This is a genomic window from Microcella sp. (assembly GCF_019739195.1).
Taxonomy (GTDB): Bacteria; Actinomycetota; Actinomycetes; order Actinomycetales; family Microbacteriaceae; genus Microcella.
In genome coordinates, this window is record NZ_JAHHDS010000003.1 from 814,097 (window position 1) to 831,614 (window position 17,518).

The following is a 17,518-nucleotide window of genomic DNA, read 5'->3' on the forward strand; positions in this document are numbered from 1 at the left end:
GCCCTGCTGAGCGCTCAGGCGCGGGGGGCGTGCACCTTCTGCTGCGCCGCGAGCAGGCCCTCGTCGATGATGAGCTCGATCGCGTCGGCCGCGTCGCTCAGCACGAAGGGCAGCCGCGCGCGCTCGGGCGACGGGAAGTCGCCGAGCACATAGTCGGCAGCGTCTTGCCTGCCGGGCGGGCGGCCGATGCCGACGCGCACGCGCGTGAACTCGGGGGTTCCGAGCGCCTTGATGATGTCGCGCACGCCGTTCTGGCCGCCGTGCCCGCCGTCGGCCTTGAGCTTGATGGTCTCGAACGGCAGGTCGAGGTCGTCGTGCACCACGATGACGCGCTCGGGCGCAATCGAGAAGTACGAGGCCGCGCTCGAGACCGGCCCGCCCGAGGTGTTCATGTAGCTCAGGGGGCGCGCGAGCACGAGGCGGGGGCCGCCCGGGCGCAACCGCGCTTCGGCGAGCATCGTGGCCGTTCGGTGACGGCTCAGCTTCGCGCCGACTCGGCTCGCGAGCTCGTCGAGCACCATCGCGCCGACGTTGTGGCGGTTGCCGGCATAGCCGGGCCCGGGGTTGCCGAGCCCGACCACGAGCCAGGCATCAGACGACGAAGGGGCCGCACTGCGGCGGAACAATCCGACCACGTGCGACCCCTTCGCTCAGTCTGCAACGCCAGCCGGATGCTCGCTCCGGCCGCGCGTACTACTCGGCCGCTTCGGCTTCCTCGTCGGCAGCCTTCTCAGCCGCAGAGTCGGCCGAGGCCTCTGCTGCGGCCTCGTCGACAGCGGCTTCGTCGGCCACGTCGGCGGCCGACGCGCGGGGCACCGTGATGTTGATGACGAGCGCCTCGGGGTCGGTGACGAGAGTGGTGCCCGACGGCAGCGTGACGTCGCCGGCGTGAATCTGGGCACCCTCTTCGAGGCCCTCGACCGAGACGGTGAGCGACTCGGGAATGTGCGTGGCCTCGGCCTCGACCGTGAGCGTGTTGTGGTCGACCATGACCAGCGTGCCGGGGTACGACTCTCCCTCGACGTGCACGGGCACGTCAACGGTGACCTTCTCGCCCTTGCGCACGACGATGAGGTCGACGTGCTCGATGATCTGGCGCACAGGGTCTTTCTGCACGTCTTTCACGAGCACGAGCTGCTTGTCGCCCGCGATGTCGAGCGTGACGACCACGTTCGACTTGCGCAGCAGAAGCGCAGTCTCGTGGCCGGGCAGCGTGACGTGCTGCGGGTCGGTGCCGTGGCCGTAGATCACAGCGGGAATCTTGCCGACAGCGCGCAGCTTGCGCGCCGCGCCCTTGCCGAAGGCCTCGCGCACGTCGGCGTCGAGCTTGTTGTCGTCAGCCATGCTGATTACTCCTTGATCGGTGGGCCCTGAAGCCCGGTCTGATAGTCAACTCGAACGCGTGAATCGCGTGAGGAAAGACCTGATGCCTTGCCCACCGCGTCGATCACGGAGCGAAAAATCGCTCCCTCGCCGAAGTACAGTCGCTCAGTCTACCTGAGGCGCGAGAATCGCGGCGACGGCGGCCGCGAGCTCGTCGATCGACCTCGTCGCGTCGAGCACAACGACCTCTTCGTCGGCGTCGGGATGCTCGAGAGTGGCCAATTGCGAATCGAGCAGCCCGGGCGGCATGAAGTGGTCGGTGCGGGCGGCGATGCGGCGTTCGAGCTCACGACGGGGCAGGTTCAGCAGCACGAACTCGGTGAGCGGCGCGAGCTCGCGTAGTCGGTCGCGGTACGACCGGCGCAGGGCGCTGCAGGCCATGATGCAGGGGCGTTCGTCGCGCAGGACCGCACCCACGGCATCCAGCCAGGGGGCCCGGTCGGCGTCGTCGAGCGCTATGCCGGCCGCCATTTTCGCGACGTTCGCCGGTGGATGCTGATCATCAGCGTCGAGGAACGTCACGCCGGTCAGTGCGCTCGCGGCGAGCCCGATGGTGGTCTTGCCGGAGGCCGAGACCCCCATGAGCACGACCGACCGCGCGGTCGCGGATCGCGCCCAGTTCAGAGCTCGCCCTTGGCCGGGTCGCCCATGGGCAGCGGAATCAGGCGCGTCACCTCGACGGGCTGAGCGAGGTGCCCGTCGAGCGCGGCAACGAGGGCCACCACCGCGGGGCTGCTGCCGTGCGCATCGAGTTCCGCAACGCTTCTCCACTTCTCGATCATCACCAGTCGGCCATCGTCGGCCTCGGTGATGACGTAGAGCTCGCACCCGGGCTCGTCATGCACGAGCGGAATCGCGACTTCGAGCGCGGCCACCACCGCATCTCGGTGCCCGTCGAGCGGGTGGAACACGGCCACGACATTGACGACACCGGTGTTGGTCATGCCCCCACGCTACCGGCGACGACGGTGGTCGGCCACGGGGGTTTAGGCTGAAACCCGGTGTTGCCACCACCCCGCCGACCGAGGCGCCGAGCGCCCCCACGTGATCTCAGGAGCACCCGTGACCAGCACCGCACCAGCACCCACTGCCAACATCGGAGTCGTCGGCCTCGCCGTCATGGGCTCGAACCTCGCCCGCAACCTCGCGAGCCGCGAGGGCAACACTGTGGCGGTCTACAACCGCACATGGGAGAAGACCGAGACTCTGCTCGCCGAGCATCCTGAAGCGGGCTTCGTGCCGGCCACCGACTACAAGGAGTTCGCGGCCGCGCTGCAGAAGCCGCGCACCGCACTCATCATGGTCAAGGCCGGCCGCGGCACCGACGCCGTCATCGACGAGCTTGTGCAGGTCTTCGAGCCCGGCGACATCATCGTCGACGGCGGCAACGCGCTCTTCACCGACACCATCCGCCGCGAGAAGGCCGTGCGCGAGACGGGCATCAACTTTGTCGGCGCTGGCATCTCGGGCGGTGAGGAGGGCGCCCTGCTCGGCCCCTCGATCATGCCCGGCGGCTCGGCAGAGGCCTGGGTCACCCTCAAGCCGATTCTCGAGTCGATCGCCGCGGTCGCCGAGGGCGAGCCCTGCGTCACGCACGTCGGCACCGACGGTGCTGGGCACTTCGTCAAAATGATCCACAACGGCATCGAGTACGCCGACATGCAGCTCATCGCCGAGGCCTACGACCTGCTACGTCGCGTCGGCGGGCTTTCACCCGCCGAGATCGCCGACGTGTTCGCCGAGTGGAACACCGGTGAGCTCGAGAGCTACCTCATCGAGATCACCGCCGAGGTGCTGCGCCAGGTGGATGCGACGACCGGCCAGCCGCTCGTCGACGTCATTCTCGACCAGGCCGGTGCCAAGGGCACCGGCGCGTGGACAGTGCAGACCGCGCTCGACCTCGGCGTTCCCGTGTCGGGCATCGCCGAAGCCGTGTTCGCCCGTTCGCTTTCGTCGAAGCCCGCCCAGCGCGCTGCTGCGCAGGCGTTGCCCGGCGGGGCCGAGAACTGGACGGTGTCAGACCGTGATGCCTTCATCGAAGACGTGCGCCGCGCACTCTACGCCTCGAAGATCATTGCCTACAGCCAAGGCTTCGACGCGATCGTCGCGGGCGCTGAAGAGTTCGGCTGGGAGATCAAGAAGGGCGAGATCGCGAAGATCTGGCGCGCGGGCTGCATCATTCGCGCGCGCTTCTTGAACCGCATCACCGAGGCCTACGCCGCTGACCCCGCGCTTGTCGCACTCGTCACGGCGCCGTACTTCGCCGACGCCGTCTCGGGCTCGCTGCCCTCGTGGCGCCGCATCGTCGCCGGAGCCGCGCTCGCAGGTATTCCGACCCCCGCATTCGCCTCGTCGCTCTCGTACTTCGACGGGCTGCGCGCCGACCGCCTGCCCGCCGCCCTCATCCAGGGCCAGCGAGACTTCTTCGGCGCCCACACCTATAAGCGCATCGACCGCGAGGGCACGTTCCACACCGACTGGAGCGGCGACCGCACCGAGAGTGTGGCCGAAGACACCCACTGAGCTTTCGGTCGTGCCGCCGCGCGGCGTCGTCTCACCTGCAACACGGCGGGTGCCCGGAGTTCCACCACAGACTCCGGGCACCCTCTGACGCGGCACCGTGCAGAAGTCGGAGTCGGCGGGCCGACTATGCCGACATGACCCCTACCCCATTTGGACACCATCAGATATCCTATAGGCTTTGTTGCTCTGATGAAAGGCGTGTCGACGATGACCGCTCCCGAACCCCGCTATGACCCAGAATTGCTGGCACTCCTGATCGCGTCGGGGGACGCCCGGGAGTCGTTCACGCCTGAGGCGATCTTGACTCGACGCGCCGAGTGGATGCCCGCGCCGATCGACGATGTGCTCGCCGGTCGCCCGATCGAGCACGAGGAGCGCACGATAGCGGGATACGAAGGTGCGGACATCACCGTCTCCATCCTCCGGTCCACCCAAGACGACGCGCCTGGGCCAGGTTTCCTCCATGTCCACAGCGGCGGGATGATGATCGGCACGCGATTCTCGGGCATCGAGCAACTAGTCGATTGGGTGGAACTGTTTGGCGGAACCTGCGTCACCGTTGAGTACCGGCTCGCACCGGAGCATCAAGATCCCGTTCCGATCGAAGACAGCTATGCGGCGCTGCTGTACACCGCCGAGAACGCCAGCCAGCTCGGCATCGACCCGCACCGGCTCGTCGTGGCGGGCATGAGCGCCGGAGGAGGACTCGCAGCGGGGCTCGTTTTGCTCGCCCGCGACCGCAACGGCCCACCCCTGGCCGGCCAGATGCTGATGTGCCCCATGCTCGACGAACGCAACGACACCGAATCGAGCCACCAGTTCTCGCATCTCGGCCTGTGGGATCGCGAGAGCAACGACACCGGGTGGAACGCGCTGCTGGGCGATCGCCGGCACACCGATCAGGTCAGCATCTACGCGTCACCTGCGCTCGCGCCAGATCTCTCGGGCCTGCCACCAGCTTTCGTTGACGTCGGCTCGATGGAAGTCTTCCGCGACGAAGACATCGAGTACGCCCGGCGCATCGCCGCGGTCGGCGGCGATGTCGAGCTGCACGTGTGGCCGGGCGCTTTCCACGGCTTCGACTTCGCCTTTCCGCAGGCAACTCTCTCTCGCCGCGCGCTCGTGGCCCGCCGCGAGTGGCTAGCGCGCATCCTCGAGGCCTGAGGCCACCCGGCTCGCTCCGCACCCTATTCCGGCTCGCGGACCACGCTGCCGAGCGCCGACCGACCCTTGCCCAGCCGAAACGTGGTCACCAGACTCGACCGTCGACCCACAATCACCCCAATCACGATCGCGGCGACGAGAGGAATCGCGCCCGAGAGCATGAGCGCCGCCTGTGGCCCCAGACCATCAGAAAGCGCGCCCAAGAGAGGCCCTCCCAGCGCCTGGCCGCCCGCCACGACTGAGACGTAGAGCGAGACGATACGACCTCGCACCATCGGATTACATGACAGCTGAACGAGCGAGTCGGAAACAACCTCGTAGACCAACCGAAGACAGCCGACGGCGACCAAGAGGGTGATGAAAACGACCGTGGACAACCCAAAACCCGACAGCATCTGAAGAAGGGCAAACATCGCTGCCGTCATGATCACCGTGCGCAGGCGGAGGGAACGCACGCGAGTTGACACCAGGGCTCCGATGAGAGCACCGAGGGCGAGCATCGAGGTGTAGAGACCGAAGCCCGCAGCTCCCGACTCATAGACGTTCTTGGCCATACCGCTGAGGGTGACCCCAACAGGCAGCGCGAATACCGCGAAGAATGCGATCAACACGAGCGGCCAGAAGATCGTTGGCTTCGAGCGCGCGTACCGCACTGTCTCGAAGAATTGGGGCCGGGTAAACGCGACGGCCGGTATCACGCGCAACTCGCCCACCCGCAGTAGCGCGACAGTCGCCGCGACACCGGCGCAGGCCATCGAGTAGACGACGATCGACCATCCGGTGCCGGCGTTCGCGATGATGACCCCACTGATCAGCGGCCCCAGAACACCACCGAGCCAGAAAACAATGGCGTACACGCTGATTGCATTCTGCAGGTTCGCTGGCGAAACCATTTCGCTGAGAAGCACCACGCGAGCAGGAATCTCGACGGTGTACATGACCCCAATGACAAACGCAATCACCACGATGTGCCAGAGTTCGACGACTCCCGCGAGGGTGATCACCGCGAGCACGGTCGTGAGCATCGCGAATACCCCGTAGATCAGCGCGACCGTCACACGGCGTGGAAAGCGATCGGCGATCATGGCCCCATACGGCCCGAGCACAATTATCGGCGCCCACTGCACGAACACGAGAAGGCCCACCGCCGACACGTTGCCGGTGATCTCGAGCGCGAGCCAGTCGACCGCGATGCGAAACATCCACGCGGCCGTATGCAACATGAAGTGGGCGATCTGGAACCGCCGGAAGTTGCGATGAGACAGCGAAAGAAAGGAGTCTCTCAAGCGCCTGGGCCCTCTGAAAATCGGAATGGGCGCCGTCTGCGCGTCGTCGAGCGTCGACACGACCACGTACTCCTTCTCATGACTCGCGCACGAGGTCGCAGACCGGCACTGGCGCTGTTCCTATATCATATAGACTTCTTCTCGCCACGGGAACAATGGAGTACACCGATGCCGAATCAGCCTTCCGACCCGCGCCCCCAGCTCTCGCTCACCGAGGCGGTCACTGTTCCGTCGTGGGCAATTCAGGAGCGGGAATTGATGGCGCGCCTCGAGGTCGCCGCCCGCGAGTTCGTCGCCCGCTACACCCGCGACGACGGCACCCTCATCTGGCGCGAAGAATGGCCGGGAATGGACGGGTCGGACGACCCGTATGAAGCCTTCATGTATCTCGCGCTGTTTTACAGCATCGGGGGCAGCGACGAGGTCTACGAGATGGCGCGTCGGCTCTGGGATTCGATCACCTGGCAGTGGACACAGTATGGCCAGATCGATCGCGAGTTCGACCGATACTACGACTGGATGCACCACGGGGAAGCCAATCTCTTTCACTACTTCTTCGGCTTCACGCGCCCCGACTCGGTCGTCGAACGACAAAGGGCCCGACGGTTTGCTGGCATGTACGACGGCTCCGACCCCATCGCCGATAACTACGACCCCGAGCTTCATCTGATCAAGGCACCACAGGCCGGAAGCGCAGGCCCACGATTCGTCGTCACGGCGGAAGACCTCTCGACTCACCGCGGAGTGCTCGACGACTACCCGGCGCCGTTCGAAGACATGGTCACGAGCCCGTACGAGCTGGGAACGTGCAACTGGAGCGATGACCGCGTCTTCGCGGAAGTGATCGAATTGATGAACCAGCGCACTACGCGCGGCGATGTTCCCCTGAACCTCAATGCGACCGGGCAGTTCACGCACGCCTATCTGTACTCGGGCGAGGAGGATCTCAAGACCTGGGTGCTCGAATACGTCGCCACCTGGCAGGCCCGAGCCGATGCCAATGGTGGCCTGCTGCCTGACAACGTCGGGCTGTCGGGCGCCGTCGGCGAATACAACGATGGCAAGTGGTGGGGCGGGCACTACGGTTGGCGCTGGCCACACGGCTGGCTCACCATCATCGAGCCGACCCTGAACGCCTCGCTCAATGCCTACTTGCTGACCCGCGGCGACGAGCAGGCCGTGCGGCTCGTGCGTCAGCAAATCGACACTCACTTCGCTCTCGGGCACAACGAGGGTGACGGCTGGTTCGTGCCACACAAGCGGCTCGACAGCGGCTGGGCAGATTACCGACCGGCCAATCCTTTCCATGCGATTCACCTATGGGCCCGCACGATGGCCGACGACGACCGCGAACGGGTCGAGCGCGTGCCGCGCACCACCGATTGGACGGAAGTGATCGTGCCGCGTCGTCCGTTCTCGACGAAGCACTTCAATGCGAACACCCTTGCCTGGTACGAGTATTCGCAGGGGCGCAATCCCGGCTACCCAGACCGGCTTCTGGCCGCGAACAATGAGCTCATCGACCAGCAGCTTCGACGCATGCGGTCGAGCGAGGGCGACCCGCGCAGGTGGGGCGAGGTGATCCACATTGACGGTCACACCGACACGGTCAGCATGCAGACCCATGGCTACGCCATCCACGCCTGGCAAGAGTTCTGCCCCGTGTACTTCGAGTCACTCATCCAACTCATGTGGGGCGCCCCCATGCATATCTCGCACGGCGGCCTGCAGCACGCCACGGTGCGGTACTACGACGCCGATGAGCAGCGCCCCGGACTGCCGCCAGGAGTGGCAGCCCTGGTGCACGGGGTGAGCTCCAAGAGCACCACGATCGAGCTCGTGAATACCGAGAGTGAGCACGGCCGCACGGTGGTCATTCAGGCGGGCACTTTTGGGGAACACCGCTTCACGACTGCTGAGATCAGTCGCGCTGACGGCTCAGCCAGTGAGCCGCTGAGCGTCGACTCGGAGTGGCTCGATGTCCACCTTGCCCCGGGAGCCGGCGCAACGCTGGTGATCGGAATGGACCGGTACGCCAACGACCCGAGCTACCAGACGCCGTGGTCTCGTCGCGAGAACTGGGATCCCGTCATCCGGCCCCGGCAGCAGTAGCAGCTGGCGGCGCATCAGGGAGTGGTGAAGGTGTCGGCAGCTGCCTGACCCGTGGCGGTCGCAGAGGGTTCGTCTAGGGCCCCAGCCGGAACCCTCCGTCGATGGCGATCGTCGCTCCTGTCACCCACCTCGCGTTGTCGGTGACGAGCATCACGACACCGGCGGCGATGTCGTCGGGACTCGCGAGCGATCCGCGTTCCCGCGCGTCATCCAGCACGGCTCGTGCCGCCTTCTCACCACCGGCGAAGTCGACGGTCCAGCGCTCGAGACTCGGACTCGCGGTGCCACCGGGCATGAGCGTATTGACCCGCACGCCTCGGTCACGCAGCTCGAGCGCAAGGTTCAGCGCCGCGTGGTTGAGGGCGGCCTTGCTGGTGTCGTAGACGATGTTCTTGCGATTGGCGATGAGCGCATTGGTCGAACTGATCATCACGACACAACCGCTCGAGGCCACCAGGTCGTCGACCGCCTCCTGCACGAGAAACACGGGCGCCAGTAGATTGACCGACAACGCATCCCTCCATGCCTTCTCGGTGCCTGCCTCGAGCGGCTCATGAAGCACCATCGCGGCGTTGCATACGATGATGTCGATGCGGCCCCATCGGTCGCGAGCACGCGTCAGGATGGCCTGGGCGGCACCCTGAGGTTCACGCAGGTCCGCCCGCATGTACTCGGCCTCCCCGCCTTCACGTCGAACACGACGCAATGCCTCGGTCACGACATCGGAGTCGTCAGGGTCGAGACCGTGGAGCAGAACGTTGCTGCCCTCGCGTGCCAGCGCGACTGCCGTCGCGAGCCCGATTCCCGTCGTGGATCCTGTGACGATCGCGCAACGAGATGCCTCTTGATCACCCCGCACAGTGCCTCCTCACGCCGATCTCCCGCGTCGACTCCATCACCGAAGGTACTGAGTCGCGCGGCGCCGAGAAGTGGGCGCGCATGGCGCCTTAACTCTTGACCGCGCCGGCCAACACTCCCCGTACCAGCAACCTCGACGAGACCAGGAAGACAATCAGAATCGGGATGGCCACGACAAGACCGGCGAGGGCGATTTCCGGCCGGCCAATGACGCTCTGCTGAGCACCGTTCCCCGGGTTCAGCGCCGGTGTCGAGCTGAACAAGATTCCCAACCCGACCGGCAATGTGTAGTTGGCGGCAGACCCGAGCAGCACATACGGAAGGAAGTAGTTCACCCACGCTGCGCTGAAGCTGAAGAACGCGAGCATCCCCAGAAGACCCTTCGAGAGCGGCAACGCGATCAAGAAGAAGGTCTTGTACTCCCCCGCGCCGTCAACACGGGCCGCCTCGAAGACCTCGTGGGGAATCGACGTTGAGAAGTAGATGTAGGCAAGAAACACCCCGAACGGATAGAACGAGCTCGTCAAAATGACAGCGGTTGATGTGTCATACAACCCGGCTTGCACGATCTGAATGTACAACGGGATGACCAGAGCGACTGGCGGAACGATCGTCGCGACCAGAGTTGTGATGAGCAGAGTTCTCTTGAACGGCAAGGCGGTGACTGCGAGCGCATAGCCCGCCAACAGTGCGGTGGCGCAGGCGATGCCGACGATGGCCGCCGTGTACAGAACCGAGTTCAGCAACCACTGAGTGATGATGCCGTCCTGGAAGGTTTGCAAGTTCTGCCACGCAATGACGTAGTTCTCAAAGCTGCCGAAGCTGAATGGCGGGTCATTGTTCAGTTGAGGAGCAGTCTTCGACGGGGCAATGATCAGCCAGATCATCGGGATGATGCTGGCGAGGGCGAACGCGATCATCGTCACCCAGACGACGACGCGACCAGCATTTCCTCTCGGCGTTCGCTTGTTGAGATTGTGGTGGACGATCTTCGGAGGCCCCACGCGAGCTTCGTTGACAGCGGTACTCGTCGTCATTTGCGTTTTACTCCAATTCCATCAAAGAAGTCGGTTCGGAAGATCACGAAGACAGCGGCGATCACGCAGACCACCAGCAGCATGAGCGACAGTGCAGCAGCGCCCCCCAGGTTGTTTTGCTGGAACGCAAACGTGTAGGCGAGCTGGTTCAGCGACCAGTTCGCCGCTAGGCCCGGGTAAACCGATGCCGAGATGAGCTGTGGCTCGACGAAGACCTGGAGGCCCGCAGCAAAGACCAGGATTCCCATGTACACGAGGTACTTCTTGATCAACGGCAACTTGATTTGCCACGCGATTTGCACTGCGTTGGCACCGTCAATTCGAGCTGCCTCGAGAATGTCATCGGGGATCGACTGGAGCGAGCCGTACTGCACGACAATCCAGTTGCCCGCGCCGGTGAAGAAGGCCATGAGAACGAAAATCCATCCGAGATTCTGAGCTTGCCAGATCTGCGTGCCCTGAGTGATTCCGAGAGCTGCCAGCGCATCTTGGTACGGGCTCAGCGTCGGCTCCAGAAGGAAGTACCAGACCAGAACCGCAGTGGCTCCTGTCAACGAGGCAGGAACAAGGTAGGTGAGGCGCAACGGCAGATTCCATCGCCCTTGCACGGTATCGAGAAGCAATGACATTAGCGCGACCACGATGAGCATCGCCGGCACGTACATCGCCAGGAAGATCCCCACGTTGATCAGCGCTGGCAGAAAACGGAAATCTTGCAACACCACCAAGTAGTTGAGGGGCCCACCACCTGGATTGAGAATGGACGGTTCGAAAGACGTGATCGCCGCGACGACGATCGGCCACACACCGAATGCCAGAAGGAGCGCTAGGTACGGCGTGAACATAACGAGCCCCGCGATGAGGCTCTGGCGACTGCTACGTGATCGCGACACTGCGACTCCTCTTCACTCAAGATGAGGGTTGGGTGCCGGAGCGCAAACTCCGACACCCAACCCCAATGACTACTCGGTTTCGACTTGGTACCCGGAACCCGGCGCAAGATTCTGCAACGAGACGGCGAAGTCGTTCAACGCCTGTTCCAGCGAACCGCCACCGTTGATCGTCGCTTGAAGCGTCGAACCGATCTGCGCCACGAAGGCGAATCGCACGGGTCGGTCAACCTGCGAGATCTTGTTCGCGCCAGCAGCCATGGCCGGGTAGGGGTTCGAGGCGTAGTACGGGTCAGCCGAAATGCGGGCTTCCCACAACTGGTTCGCCGGGCCGTAGGCCGGGAACGTTGGGGTCGTCTCGAGCTGAGCCATGACGTCAGACGTCGTCATCCACACGGCAGCATCGGCAGCGAGCTGCGGGTAGAGCGAGTGAGACGAGACCGTGAAGACTCCACCGCCCCAGGCGCCAGACCGGTCGTCGTCACCGCTGCCCCATGCGGGCATGTTCGCGGCAGCGATCTGGCCTGCGGGCACGCCCCACGACTCTGCGGGCCGGATGACGAAGTCACCGAACCACGACGGGCCGATCGTCATGGCAACTTTGTTCTGCTGTGCGACGTCAGCGATGAATCCGGCGTCGAAGCTCGAGCGGCTGTCGACCACTCCTGCGTCGAGCAGCGGCTGCATCAGCTCCGCGACTCGAGTGCACTTCGGGTCGTTCGGGGCAATCCTGACGACGTTCGGCGCCGTGACGTCAGCAAGCGGGCATTCACTCGACTGCAAGAATCCAGCGTAGTAGCCCTGGTCACCGACGGCTCCAGCAACGTAACCGGTGCCCTCAAGCTGAAGGGCCGTGGCAGCAAACTCGTCCATGGTCGTCGGTACCGTCAGCCCGAGCTCGTCGAAGATCACGGTGTTGTACCACAGCACCGTGTTCGCGAGGTCGTTCTTCAGGCAGTAATACGTGCCATCAAACAGGCAGTCGCTGTTGCCCTCGCCGAAGCCATCAAAGATTTCTTGAGAGACCACGTCGGTGAGGTCAGCGGCGAATCCGTTGCTCGGGTCGAGGAACAGGGCAGTGTCAGCTGCAGTGCCGAAGATGATGTCTGGCCAGCCACTGCCGGCACGGTTAGCCAACGTGATCTTCGTCTGGGCGTCAGCCTGGGCGATCACCTCGATCGTGATGTCGATCTCGTCGGCCATGAGCTCTTGGTACGCCTCGGCCTGCGGAACACGCGGAGTGTCCACCCAGAAAAGAAGGGAGGGCTTGGCGTCCGGGTCAACCGCGGGCGCCGCGTTGGTGCATCCCGTGAGGCTTATGGTCACCGCCGCTACCGCGACGATCGCCAGCGATAGTCGTTTCATTGGTGCTTCCTTTCCTGCCGTGACGGAACGAAAGAAAGAAAGCTTCTTCGCTCCAGGGTTGAAAACGATGCTACATGTTCTTGGCAGAATCGTATAGCATATTTCCTATAACGGCCCGCGGGGAGTCGGAGACCAGAGTTGGTCACCCGCACTTTTCAGGTTTTGTCACTCGACGGAAAGCACACGGTGCACTGATGTCTGATCTCAGCGGCCTCACGGCTGTCATCACCGGGGCCGGTTCAGGTATCGGCCTGGCCACGGCAAGAAGTCTGACCGCCGCGGGCGCGCGGGTCTTCGGACTCGACCTGGATCCCGGTGAGATGCAGGGGGTCGCCGAGTGGATTTCGTGTGACATCGGATCTACAGAGCACGTCTCGACGGCCTTCGCCACTCTGTCGAACACCCTGACATCGCTCGACATCCTGGTGAACAACGCTGGCATTGGCGCGGTGGGCACTGTTGAAGACAGTTCTGACGATGAGTGGATGCGCGTGCTCAACGTCAACGTCGTCGGCATCGCGCGTGTGACGAGAGCTGCGCTCCCGTTGCTGAGGGCTAGCAACGTAGCCTCGATTGTCAACACCTGCTCAATAGCAGCGACCGTCGGACTCCCCCAACGAGCGGTGTATTCCGCGAGCAAAGGCGCTGTGCAATCGCTGACCCTGGCCATGGCAGCCGACCACATGGTCGACGGAATTCGAGTCAATTGTGTCAACCCCGGCACCGCCGGCACTCCCTGGGTGGCGCGGCTGCTCGACCTTGCACATGATCCGATTGCCGAGCGCAACGCTCTCGAACAGCGACAACCGAATGGTCGTCTCGTCACTCCCGAAGAGGTCGCCAACGCGATTCGTTTTCTCGCAAGCCCTGATCAGCGTTCCATCACCGCGACGGTGCTCGCTGTGGACGGCGGTATGGACGGGTTGCGCGTGCGACCGCGCTAGGGCGGCGACACCCTCAGTCGGAGGAGTTCTCTTATGTGCAGTCAGATGCTTCCGTATTGTCGGGATCACACGACACGTTGTGAATAGTGGAGAGGAAAGCCCACCGTGGAGTTTGCAGTACCAGGCACACCCCTCACACTCGCCCGCACCGGTCCGGCCGGCGGCGGTGAACCGCGAGTCAGCGGCGATCACGTGGTACTCACAGCCGCCGCACGATCAGATTTGTTCCTTGATCCTGACGACTCATCATCACCTGCACCTGACGCCGAGCGCTTCATGGCGCAGGTTGCGGGCGACTTCGTTTTCGGCGGGCACGTCACTGCCCAATTCACCGCTCCGTACGACTCCGGAGTGCTCCTGGTGATGATCGACGAGGCCAACTGGTTCAAGGTGTGCAGCGAACGTGATCCGCATGGCACGCCAAGGGTAGTGACGGTCGTGACCCGCAACGGGCGTTCCGATGACGCAAACGCCTGGGAGGTTGCCCCCAGCGGCACTCACCTTCGCGTCGCTCGGCGAGGGGCCACAGCGGCGTTGCATGCTTCAGACGACGGGGCGCGGTGGCATCTCCTGCGGTACTTCGATCCCGGATTCGCAGCACCCAGCGTGGAGATCGGAATTCTTGCTCAGTCGCCCGCTGGCGACGGCACAACCGCAACGTTCAGCGACATGTTCTTCCGCAACGAGACGCTCGAGAACGTGCGCGACGGAAGCTAACTGCCTCAAGGCTCCCCGCTCACCTTTGCCGCCGTCGCTCCAAAGGGCTCCAATGCTGCGGGTACACCCGACTCGGCCCACTGCTGTTCCCACCCGATACCCGGCGACGTCGTCGCGGCCACCATGCCTCGTTCGTCGACCTCCACTGGCCGCGCCACCGGGTTTGCATCAACGAGCGCCTCGTAGTAGGTCGTGTTCGAAATTGCCAGCACCAGGTGCCGAGCGACGAGTCCACCGCCATGGACCTCGGCCCGAATCTGAAACGAGTCGGCCAGGTGAGCGATCCGCATCGCCCCAGTAACGCCACCACGGAGCCCGGAACTGGTGCGCACGACATCAGCGCATCCACTCGCGATGAAGTCGGCAGTCGTCATGTGCGCGCCTTCTGCGACCTCGCACACCATGAGCGGCACATCGACTCGCTCACCCAGACGTTGGTACGACGTGATGCTGAACTCCTTCATCGGCTCCTCATACCAGAGGTAGTCTGCCTCTCCGAGGGCTCTGCCAAGATATATGGCGTCGAGCAGGTCGAACCCCGCGGAACCGTCGTACATGAGAGGCACGTTCGGGCCAACACGATCGCGAAGGGCGAGGCAGAGCTCAGCATCTCGCCGCGCGTCGCCCCACGCATGCAGCTTGATGGCGGGGAACCCGAGCTCGAGACACTGGTCTGCGACATCGAGGTACTCGTCGATCGACGAGTATGTGACAGTCGATGCGTAGGCATGGATTTCTGTGCGGAAGGTTCCCAACAGCTGGTGCAACGGCATGCCGGCCGCTTTCGCTCCAATATCCCAGATTGCCGTGTCGATGATCCCGAAGATGCCGACCGGAAAGCGGTCAATCCGGTCGATCTCCCACAGCCGATGCCACAGGTATTCGCGCTGCAAGGGATCGCGTCCGATCAACTCGGCGCGCATGCGTCGATCGACGACATCGGCGATCTGAACGCCTCGGAGGGCAAAGCTATATCCCGTAATTCCAGCATCGGTGCTGAGCACCAGCCAAGCGCCCTGCGCCTCCGGTTCTGAACCCGGAAGCCCCCGACGCCACACGAAGGGAGGGTCGTAGGCGGGAACGGTGATGGGGATGACGTTCACGGCAGTGATGATCATGGCGATCCTTCAGCGAAGAGGTGAGCGAACGCCCGCTGCGCGACGGTGGCCCGCGCCGCAGTACGCATGATCAACAATGATATAGGATATTGGGGTGGTGTGCGCGCGGCGGATCGCTTGGCTCACCCTCAGGACGAAAGGCACCCCATGCAACTCATGCGCCTCGGCCCAGCGGGCCACGAGAAGCCCGTCGTGCGCGTCGACGAGACCTCGTACGTTGACGTCTCAGACTTCGTGCCCGACTTCGATGAGGCCTTCTTCGGCTCGTCCGGCAGAGGGGGCGGGATGCTCCGTCTCGAGCAGCTCGTCGCTGAGCGCATCGCGGCCGGCAGCGTGCATCCTTTCGTCGGGGCAGACGGTGTCGCTCAGCGGGTCGGCGCGCCGATCGCCCGTCCGCACCAGATTCTCTGCATCGGGCTGAACTACTCAGACCACGCAGCCGAGTCGGGCATGCCCGTGCCCGACGAGCCGATCCTCTTCACGAAGAGCCCCAACACTCTCGTCGGGCCGCACGACGACGTCATCATGCCGCGCGGAGCGACGAAGCTCGACTGGGAGGTCGAGCTCGGCATCGTCATCGGCGCGCGCACCAGCTACCTCGACAGCCCCGAGCAGGCGCGCGTCCACATCGCCGGCTACGTCGTCGTCAACGATGTGAGCGAGCGGGCGTTCCAGATCGAGCGCGGCGGGCAGTGGGCGAAGGGCAAGTCGGCCGAGACCTTCAACCCCGCCGGACCATGGCTCGCGACGGCCGACGAGCTCGACGACGTGATGGCACTGGGCATGTGGCTCGACGTCAACGGCCAACGCCGTCAGACGGGCTCGACCTCGACGATGATCTTCGATCCGTTCGTGATCGTGCACTACCTGAGCCAGTTCCTCGTGCTCGAGCCGGGCGACCTCATCAACACCGGCACCCCTCCGGGCGTCGGCCTCGGCATGACGCCGCCGACCTATCTTCAGGTGGGTGACGTCATGGCGCTCGGCATCGACGGGCTCGGCGAGCAGCGGCAGACGGTCATCGCGCCACGCTGACTCGGGCTGGGCATGTCGTCACAGGACGGGCCGACTGGTCGTCGACTCCCGCACGATCAAGACGGGAGCCTCGCCGACGACGCTATGCACGGTCTCTGACGTCCGCGATTCGGCCACGAGCTCGACAGCGGCCGCGCCTAACTGCCGAAGGGGCATACGAACGGTGGTCAGGGGGGGCCAGATGGAATCCGCGTACCAGACGTCGTGCAAAGCAACGAGCGACATGTCGTCCGGAACGCGGAGCGGGCTGCGATGAACCTCAGCAAGCACGCCCAAGGCGGCATTGAGATTAGCCACCACCAAAGCAGTCGGCAGGTTCGGCAAAGACAACAGCTTGGTTGCGGCTACACGGCCTTGCTGACCGCTGTACCCACATGCGGTTACCCATCCCGCCGGTGACGACTCCCCCGGCACCGAAAGCTTGTGGGCACGAAGGCTCTCGATGAACGCGTTCCGACGGCGTGTACCGGTCGCGCTCGAATCGACACCCCCGATGAACCCAATATCTCGGTGTCCCAGGTCAACGAGGTGATCAACAGCGGTGCGCACACCCGCAGCATCGTTCAGCACGATCGTGTTGAGCGGCCCGTGATCGACTGAGTTGATCACCACGATCGGTATCGGAAGGAGCGCGAGCGCGTCGATGAGATCAGGGGGCGAACCGTCTGGAATCTGAAGAATGAGGCCATCAACCCGGCCCTCTCCCACGACGCGTGTCATCCATTCGGAGTCAGCGTTCACCTCTTCTGCGCGAGCGAGTACGACAGTCAACCCCCGCTCGGTTGCGGCCTCAGTCGCCCCCGCCGTCAGTTCAGCGAAGACCGCGGAGGTGACGTCGGGAACAACCACGGCAACCGCCCTCGAACGGGCCGTGCGCAACGATCTACCCGCATGACTGGGCACGTACTTGAGCTCGCGCACCGCGTCGACGACGCGAGCACGCGTGTCATCGGCGACGCGCAGACGCGGATCGCCAGACAACACGCGGGACACGGTGGCGGGTGAAACGCGCGCACGGACAGCAACATCTCGAATGTTGGCCATGCCGCCTCGCCCTCCCGTCGAGCCCGTCCCCACCCAGGGGCC

The 17,518-nt window shown here is 64.3% G+C and carries 17 protein-coding genes; 6 read left to right on the forward strand and 11 right to left on the reverse strand.

The features are described from left to right. Positions 1–14 precede the first annotated feature (14 nt). The 4 genes from pth to KL788_RS05695 form a co-directional block, all read right to left on the reverse strand. The gene (pth, locus tag KL788_RS05680) at positions 15–635 is read right to left on the reverse strand and encodes an aminoacyl-tRNA hydrolase (protein WP_293169313.1); all 621 of its coding nucleotides are present in this window, start codon (positions 633–635) and stop codon (positions 15–17) included. A 58-nt stretch (positions 636–693) separates the two neighbouring features. Beyond that, positions 694–1,344, reverse strand: a complete 651-nt coding sequence (locus KL788_RS05685; protein WP_293169315.1) for a 50S ribosomal protein L25/general stress protein Ctc — start codon at positions 1,342–1,344, stop codon at positions 694–696. A gap of 144 nt (positions 1,345–1,488) precedes the next feature. Next, the gene (locus KL788_RS05690) at positions 1,489–1,965 is read right to left on the reverse strand and encodes a gluconokinase (protein ID WP_293173195.1); all 477 of its coding nucleotides are present in this window, start codon (positions 1,963–1,965) and stop codon (positions 1,489–1,491) included. Positions 1,966–2,003: 38 nt separating this feature from the next. Then, the gene (locus tag KL788_RS05695) at positions 2,004–2,327 is read right to left on the reverse strand and encodes a putative quinol monooxygenase (protein WP_293169317.1); all 324 of its coding nucleotides are present in this window, start codon (positions 2,325–2,327) and stop codon (positions 2,004–2,006) included. 118 nt (positions 2,328–2,445) lie between these two features. On the opposite strand from KL788_RS05695, the gene gndA reads away from it, so the two are divergent. Next, positions 2,446–3,906 (forward strand): NADP-dependent phosphogluconate dehydrogenase, encoded by a 1,461-nt coding sequence (gene gndA / locus KL788_RS05700; RefSeq protein ID WP_293169319.1) that lies wholly within the window; start codon positions 2,446–2,448, stop codon positions 3,904–3,906. Between the two features lie 207 nt (positions 3,907–4,113). Beyond that, on the forward strand, positions 4,114–5,070 hold the full coding sequence (locus tag KL788_RS05705) for an alpha/beta hydrolase (RefSeq protein WP_293169321.1): 957 nt from the start codon (positions 4,114–4,116) through the stop codon (positions 5,068–5,070). A 23-nt stretch (positions 5,071–5,093) separates the two neighbouring features. Here KL788_RS05705 and KL788_RS05710 read toward each other — a convergent pair whose 3' ends face one another. Next, positions 5,094–6,422, reverse strand: coding sequence for an MFS transporter (locus KL788_RS05710; RefSeq protein WP_367120422.1), 1,329 nt, complete (start codon positions 6,420–6,422; stop codon positions 5,094–5,096). A gap of 102 nt (positions 6,423–6,524) precedes the next feature. Here KL788_RS05710 and KL788_RS05715 point away from each other — a divergent pair, with 102 nt between their 5' ends. Continuing rightward, positions 6,525–8,468: a hypothetical protein gene (locus KL788_RS05715; RefSeq protein WP_293169323.1), complete on the forward strand. Its 1,944-nt coding sequence runs from the start codon at positions 6,525–6,527 to the stop codon at positions 8,466–8,468. Between the two features lie 73 nt (positions 8,469–8,541). Here the strand turns inward: KL788_RS05715 and KL788_RS05720 are convergent, their stop codons facing one another. The 4 genes from KL788_RS05720 to KL788_RS05735 form a co-directional block, all read right to left on the reverse strand. Then, positions 8,542–9,327, reverse strand: coding sequence for an SDR family NAD(P)-dependent oxidoreductase (locus tag KL788_RS05720; RefSeq protein ID WP_293169325.1), 786 nt, complete (start codon positions 9,325–9,327; stop codon positions 8,542–8,544). An 88-nt stretch (positions 9,328–9,415) separates the two neighbouring features. Next, a complete protein-coding gene (locus KL788_RS05725) occupies positions 9,416–10,363 on the reverse strand; it encodes a carbohydrate ABC transporter permease (protein WP_293169327.1) in 948 nt (315 codons plus the stop codon). Continuing rightward, the gene (locus KL788_RS05730; protein WP_293169329.1) at positions 10,360–11,208 is read right to left on the reverse strand and encodes a carbohydrate ABC transporter permease; all 849 of its coding nucleotides are present in this window, start codon (positions 11,206–11,208) and stop codon (positions 10,360–10,362) included. Before KL788_RS05730 ends, KL788_RS05725 begins: the two co-directional genes overlap by 4 nt. Positions 11,209–11,325: 117 nt before the next feature. After that, positions 11,326–12,618 (reverse strand): ABC transporter substrate-binding protein, encoded by a 1,293-nt coding sequence (locus KL788_RS05735; protein ID WP_293169331.1) that lies wholly within the window; start codon positions 12,616–12,618, stop codon positions 11,326–11,328. 194 nt (positions 12,619–12,812) lie between these two features. Here KL788_RS05735 and KL788_RS05740 point away from each other — a divergent pair, with 194 nt between their 5' ends. Beyond that, the gene (locus KL788_RS05740) at positions 12,813–13,562 is read left to right on the forward strand and encodes an SDR family NAD(P)-dependent oxidoreductase (protein ID WP_293169333.1); all 750 of its coding nucleotides are present in this window, start codon (positions 12,813–12,815) and stop codon (positions 13,560–13,562) included. Between the two features lie 105 nt (positions 13,563–13,667). Continuing rightward, positions 13,668–14,279, forward strand: coding sequence for a DUF1349 domain-containing protein (locus KL788_RS05745; protein ID WP_293169335.1), 612 nt, complete (start codon positions 13,668–13,670; stop codon positions 14,277–14,279). Between the two features lie 5 nt (positions 14,280–14,284). Here the strand turns inward: KL788_RS05745 and KL788_RS05750 are convergent, their stop codons facing one another. Beyond that, positions 14,285–15,283: an enolase C-terminal domain-like protein gene (locus tag KL788_RS05750; protein ID WP_293169337.1), complete on the reverse strand. Its 999-nt coding sequence runs from the start codon at positions 15,281–15,283 to the stop codon at positions 14,285–14,287. Positions 15,284–15,544: 261 nt separating this feature from the next. Between KL788_RS05750 and KL788_RS05755 the strand changes: the two genes are divergently transcribed. Continuing rightward, positions 15,545–16,432: a fumarylacetoacetate hydrolase family protein gene (locus tag KL788_RS05755; RefSeq protein ID WP_293169339.1), complete on the forward strand. Its 888-nt coding sequence runs from the start codon at positions 15,545–15,547 to the stop codon at positions 16,430–16,432. Positions 16,433–16,450: 18 nt separating this feature from the next. Here the strand turns inward: KL788_RS05755 and KL788_RS05760 are convergent, their stop codons facing one another. Next, positions 16,451–17,476 carry a LacI family DNA-binding transcriptional regulator gene (locus tag KL788_RS05760; protein ID WP_293169341.1) on the reverse strand — a complete coding sequence of 342 codons (1,026 nt, stop codon included), beginning with the start codon at positions 17,474–17,476 and terminating at the stop codon, positions 16,451–16,453. Positions 17,477–17,518 lie beyond the last annotated feature (42 nt).

What these genes read in the sequence shown, in the direction of transcription:
- KL788_RS05685 (WP_293169315.1), bottom strand. Translation starts at nt 1,344, where the DNA reads ATGGCTGACGACAACAAGCTCGACGCCGACGTGCGCGAGGCCTTCGGC.
- KL788_RS05690 (WP_293173195.1), bottom strand. Translation starts at nt 1,965, where the DNA reads ATGGGGGTCTCGGCCTCCGGCAAGACCACCATCGGGCTCGCCGCGAGC.
- KL788_RS05695 (WP_293169317.1), bottom strand. Translation starts at nt 2,327, where the DNA reads ATGACCAACACCGGTGTCGTCAATGTCGTGGCCGTGTTCCACCCGCTC.
- KL788_RS05705 (WP_293169321.1), top strand. Translation starts at nt 4,114, where the DNA reads ATGACCGCTCCCGAACCCCGCTATGACCCAGAATTGCTGGCACTCCTG.
- KL788_RS05715 (WP_293169323.1), top strand. Translation starts at nt 6,525, where the DNA reads ATGCCGAATCAGCCTTCCGACCCGCGCCCCCAGCTCTCGCTCACCGAG.
- KL788_RS05725 (WP_293169327.1), bottom strand. Translation starts at nt 10,363, where the DNA reads ATGACGACGAGTACCGCTGTCAACGAAGCTCGCGTGGGGCCTCCGAAG.
- KL788_RS05730 (WP_293169329.1), bottom strand. Translation starts at nt 11,208, where the DNA reads ATGTTCACGCCGTACCTAGCGCTCCTTCTGGCATTCGGTGTGTGGCCG.
- KL788_RS05735 (WP_293169331.1), bottom strand. Translation starts at nt 12,618, where the DNA reads ATGAAACGACTATCGCTGGCGATCGTCGCGGTAGCGGCGGTGACCATA.
- KL788_RS05740 (WP_293169333.1), top strand. Translation starts at nt 12,813, where the DNA reads ATGTCTGATCTCAGCGGCCTCACGGCTGTCATCACCGGGGCCGGTTCA.
- KL788_RS05755 (WP_293169339.1), top strand. Translation starts at nt 15,545, where the DNA reads ATGCAACTCATGCGCCTCGGCCCAGCGGGCCACGAGAAGCCCGTCGTG.
- KL788_RS05760 (WP_293169341.1), bottom strand. Translation starts at nt 17,476, where the DNA reads ATGGCCAACATTCGAGATGTTGCTGTCCGTGCGCGCGTTTCACCCGCC.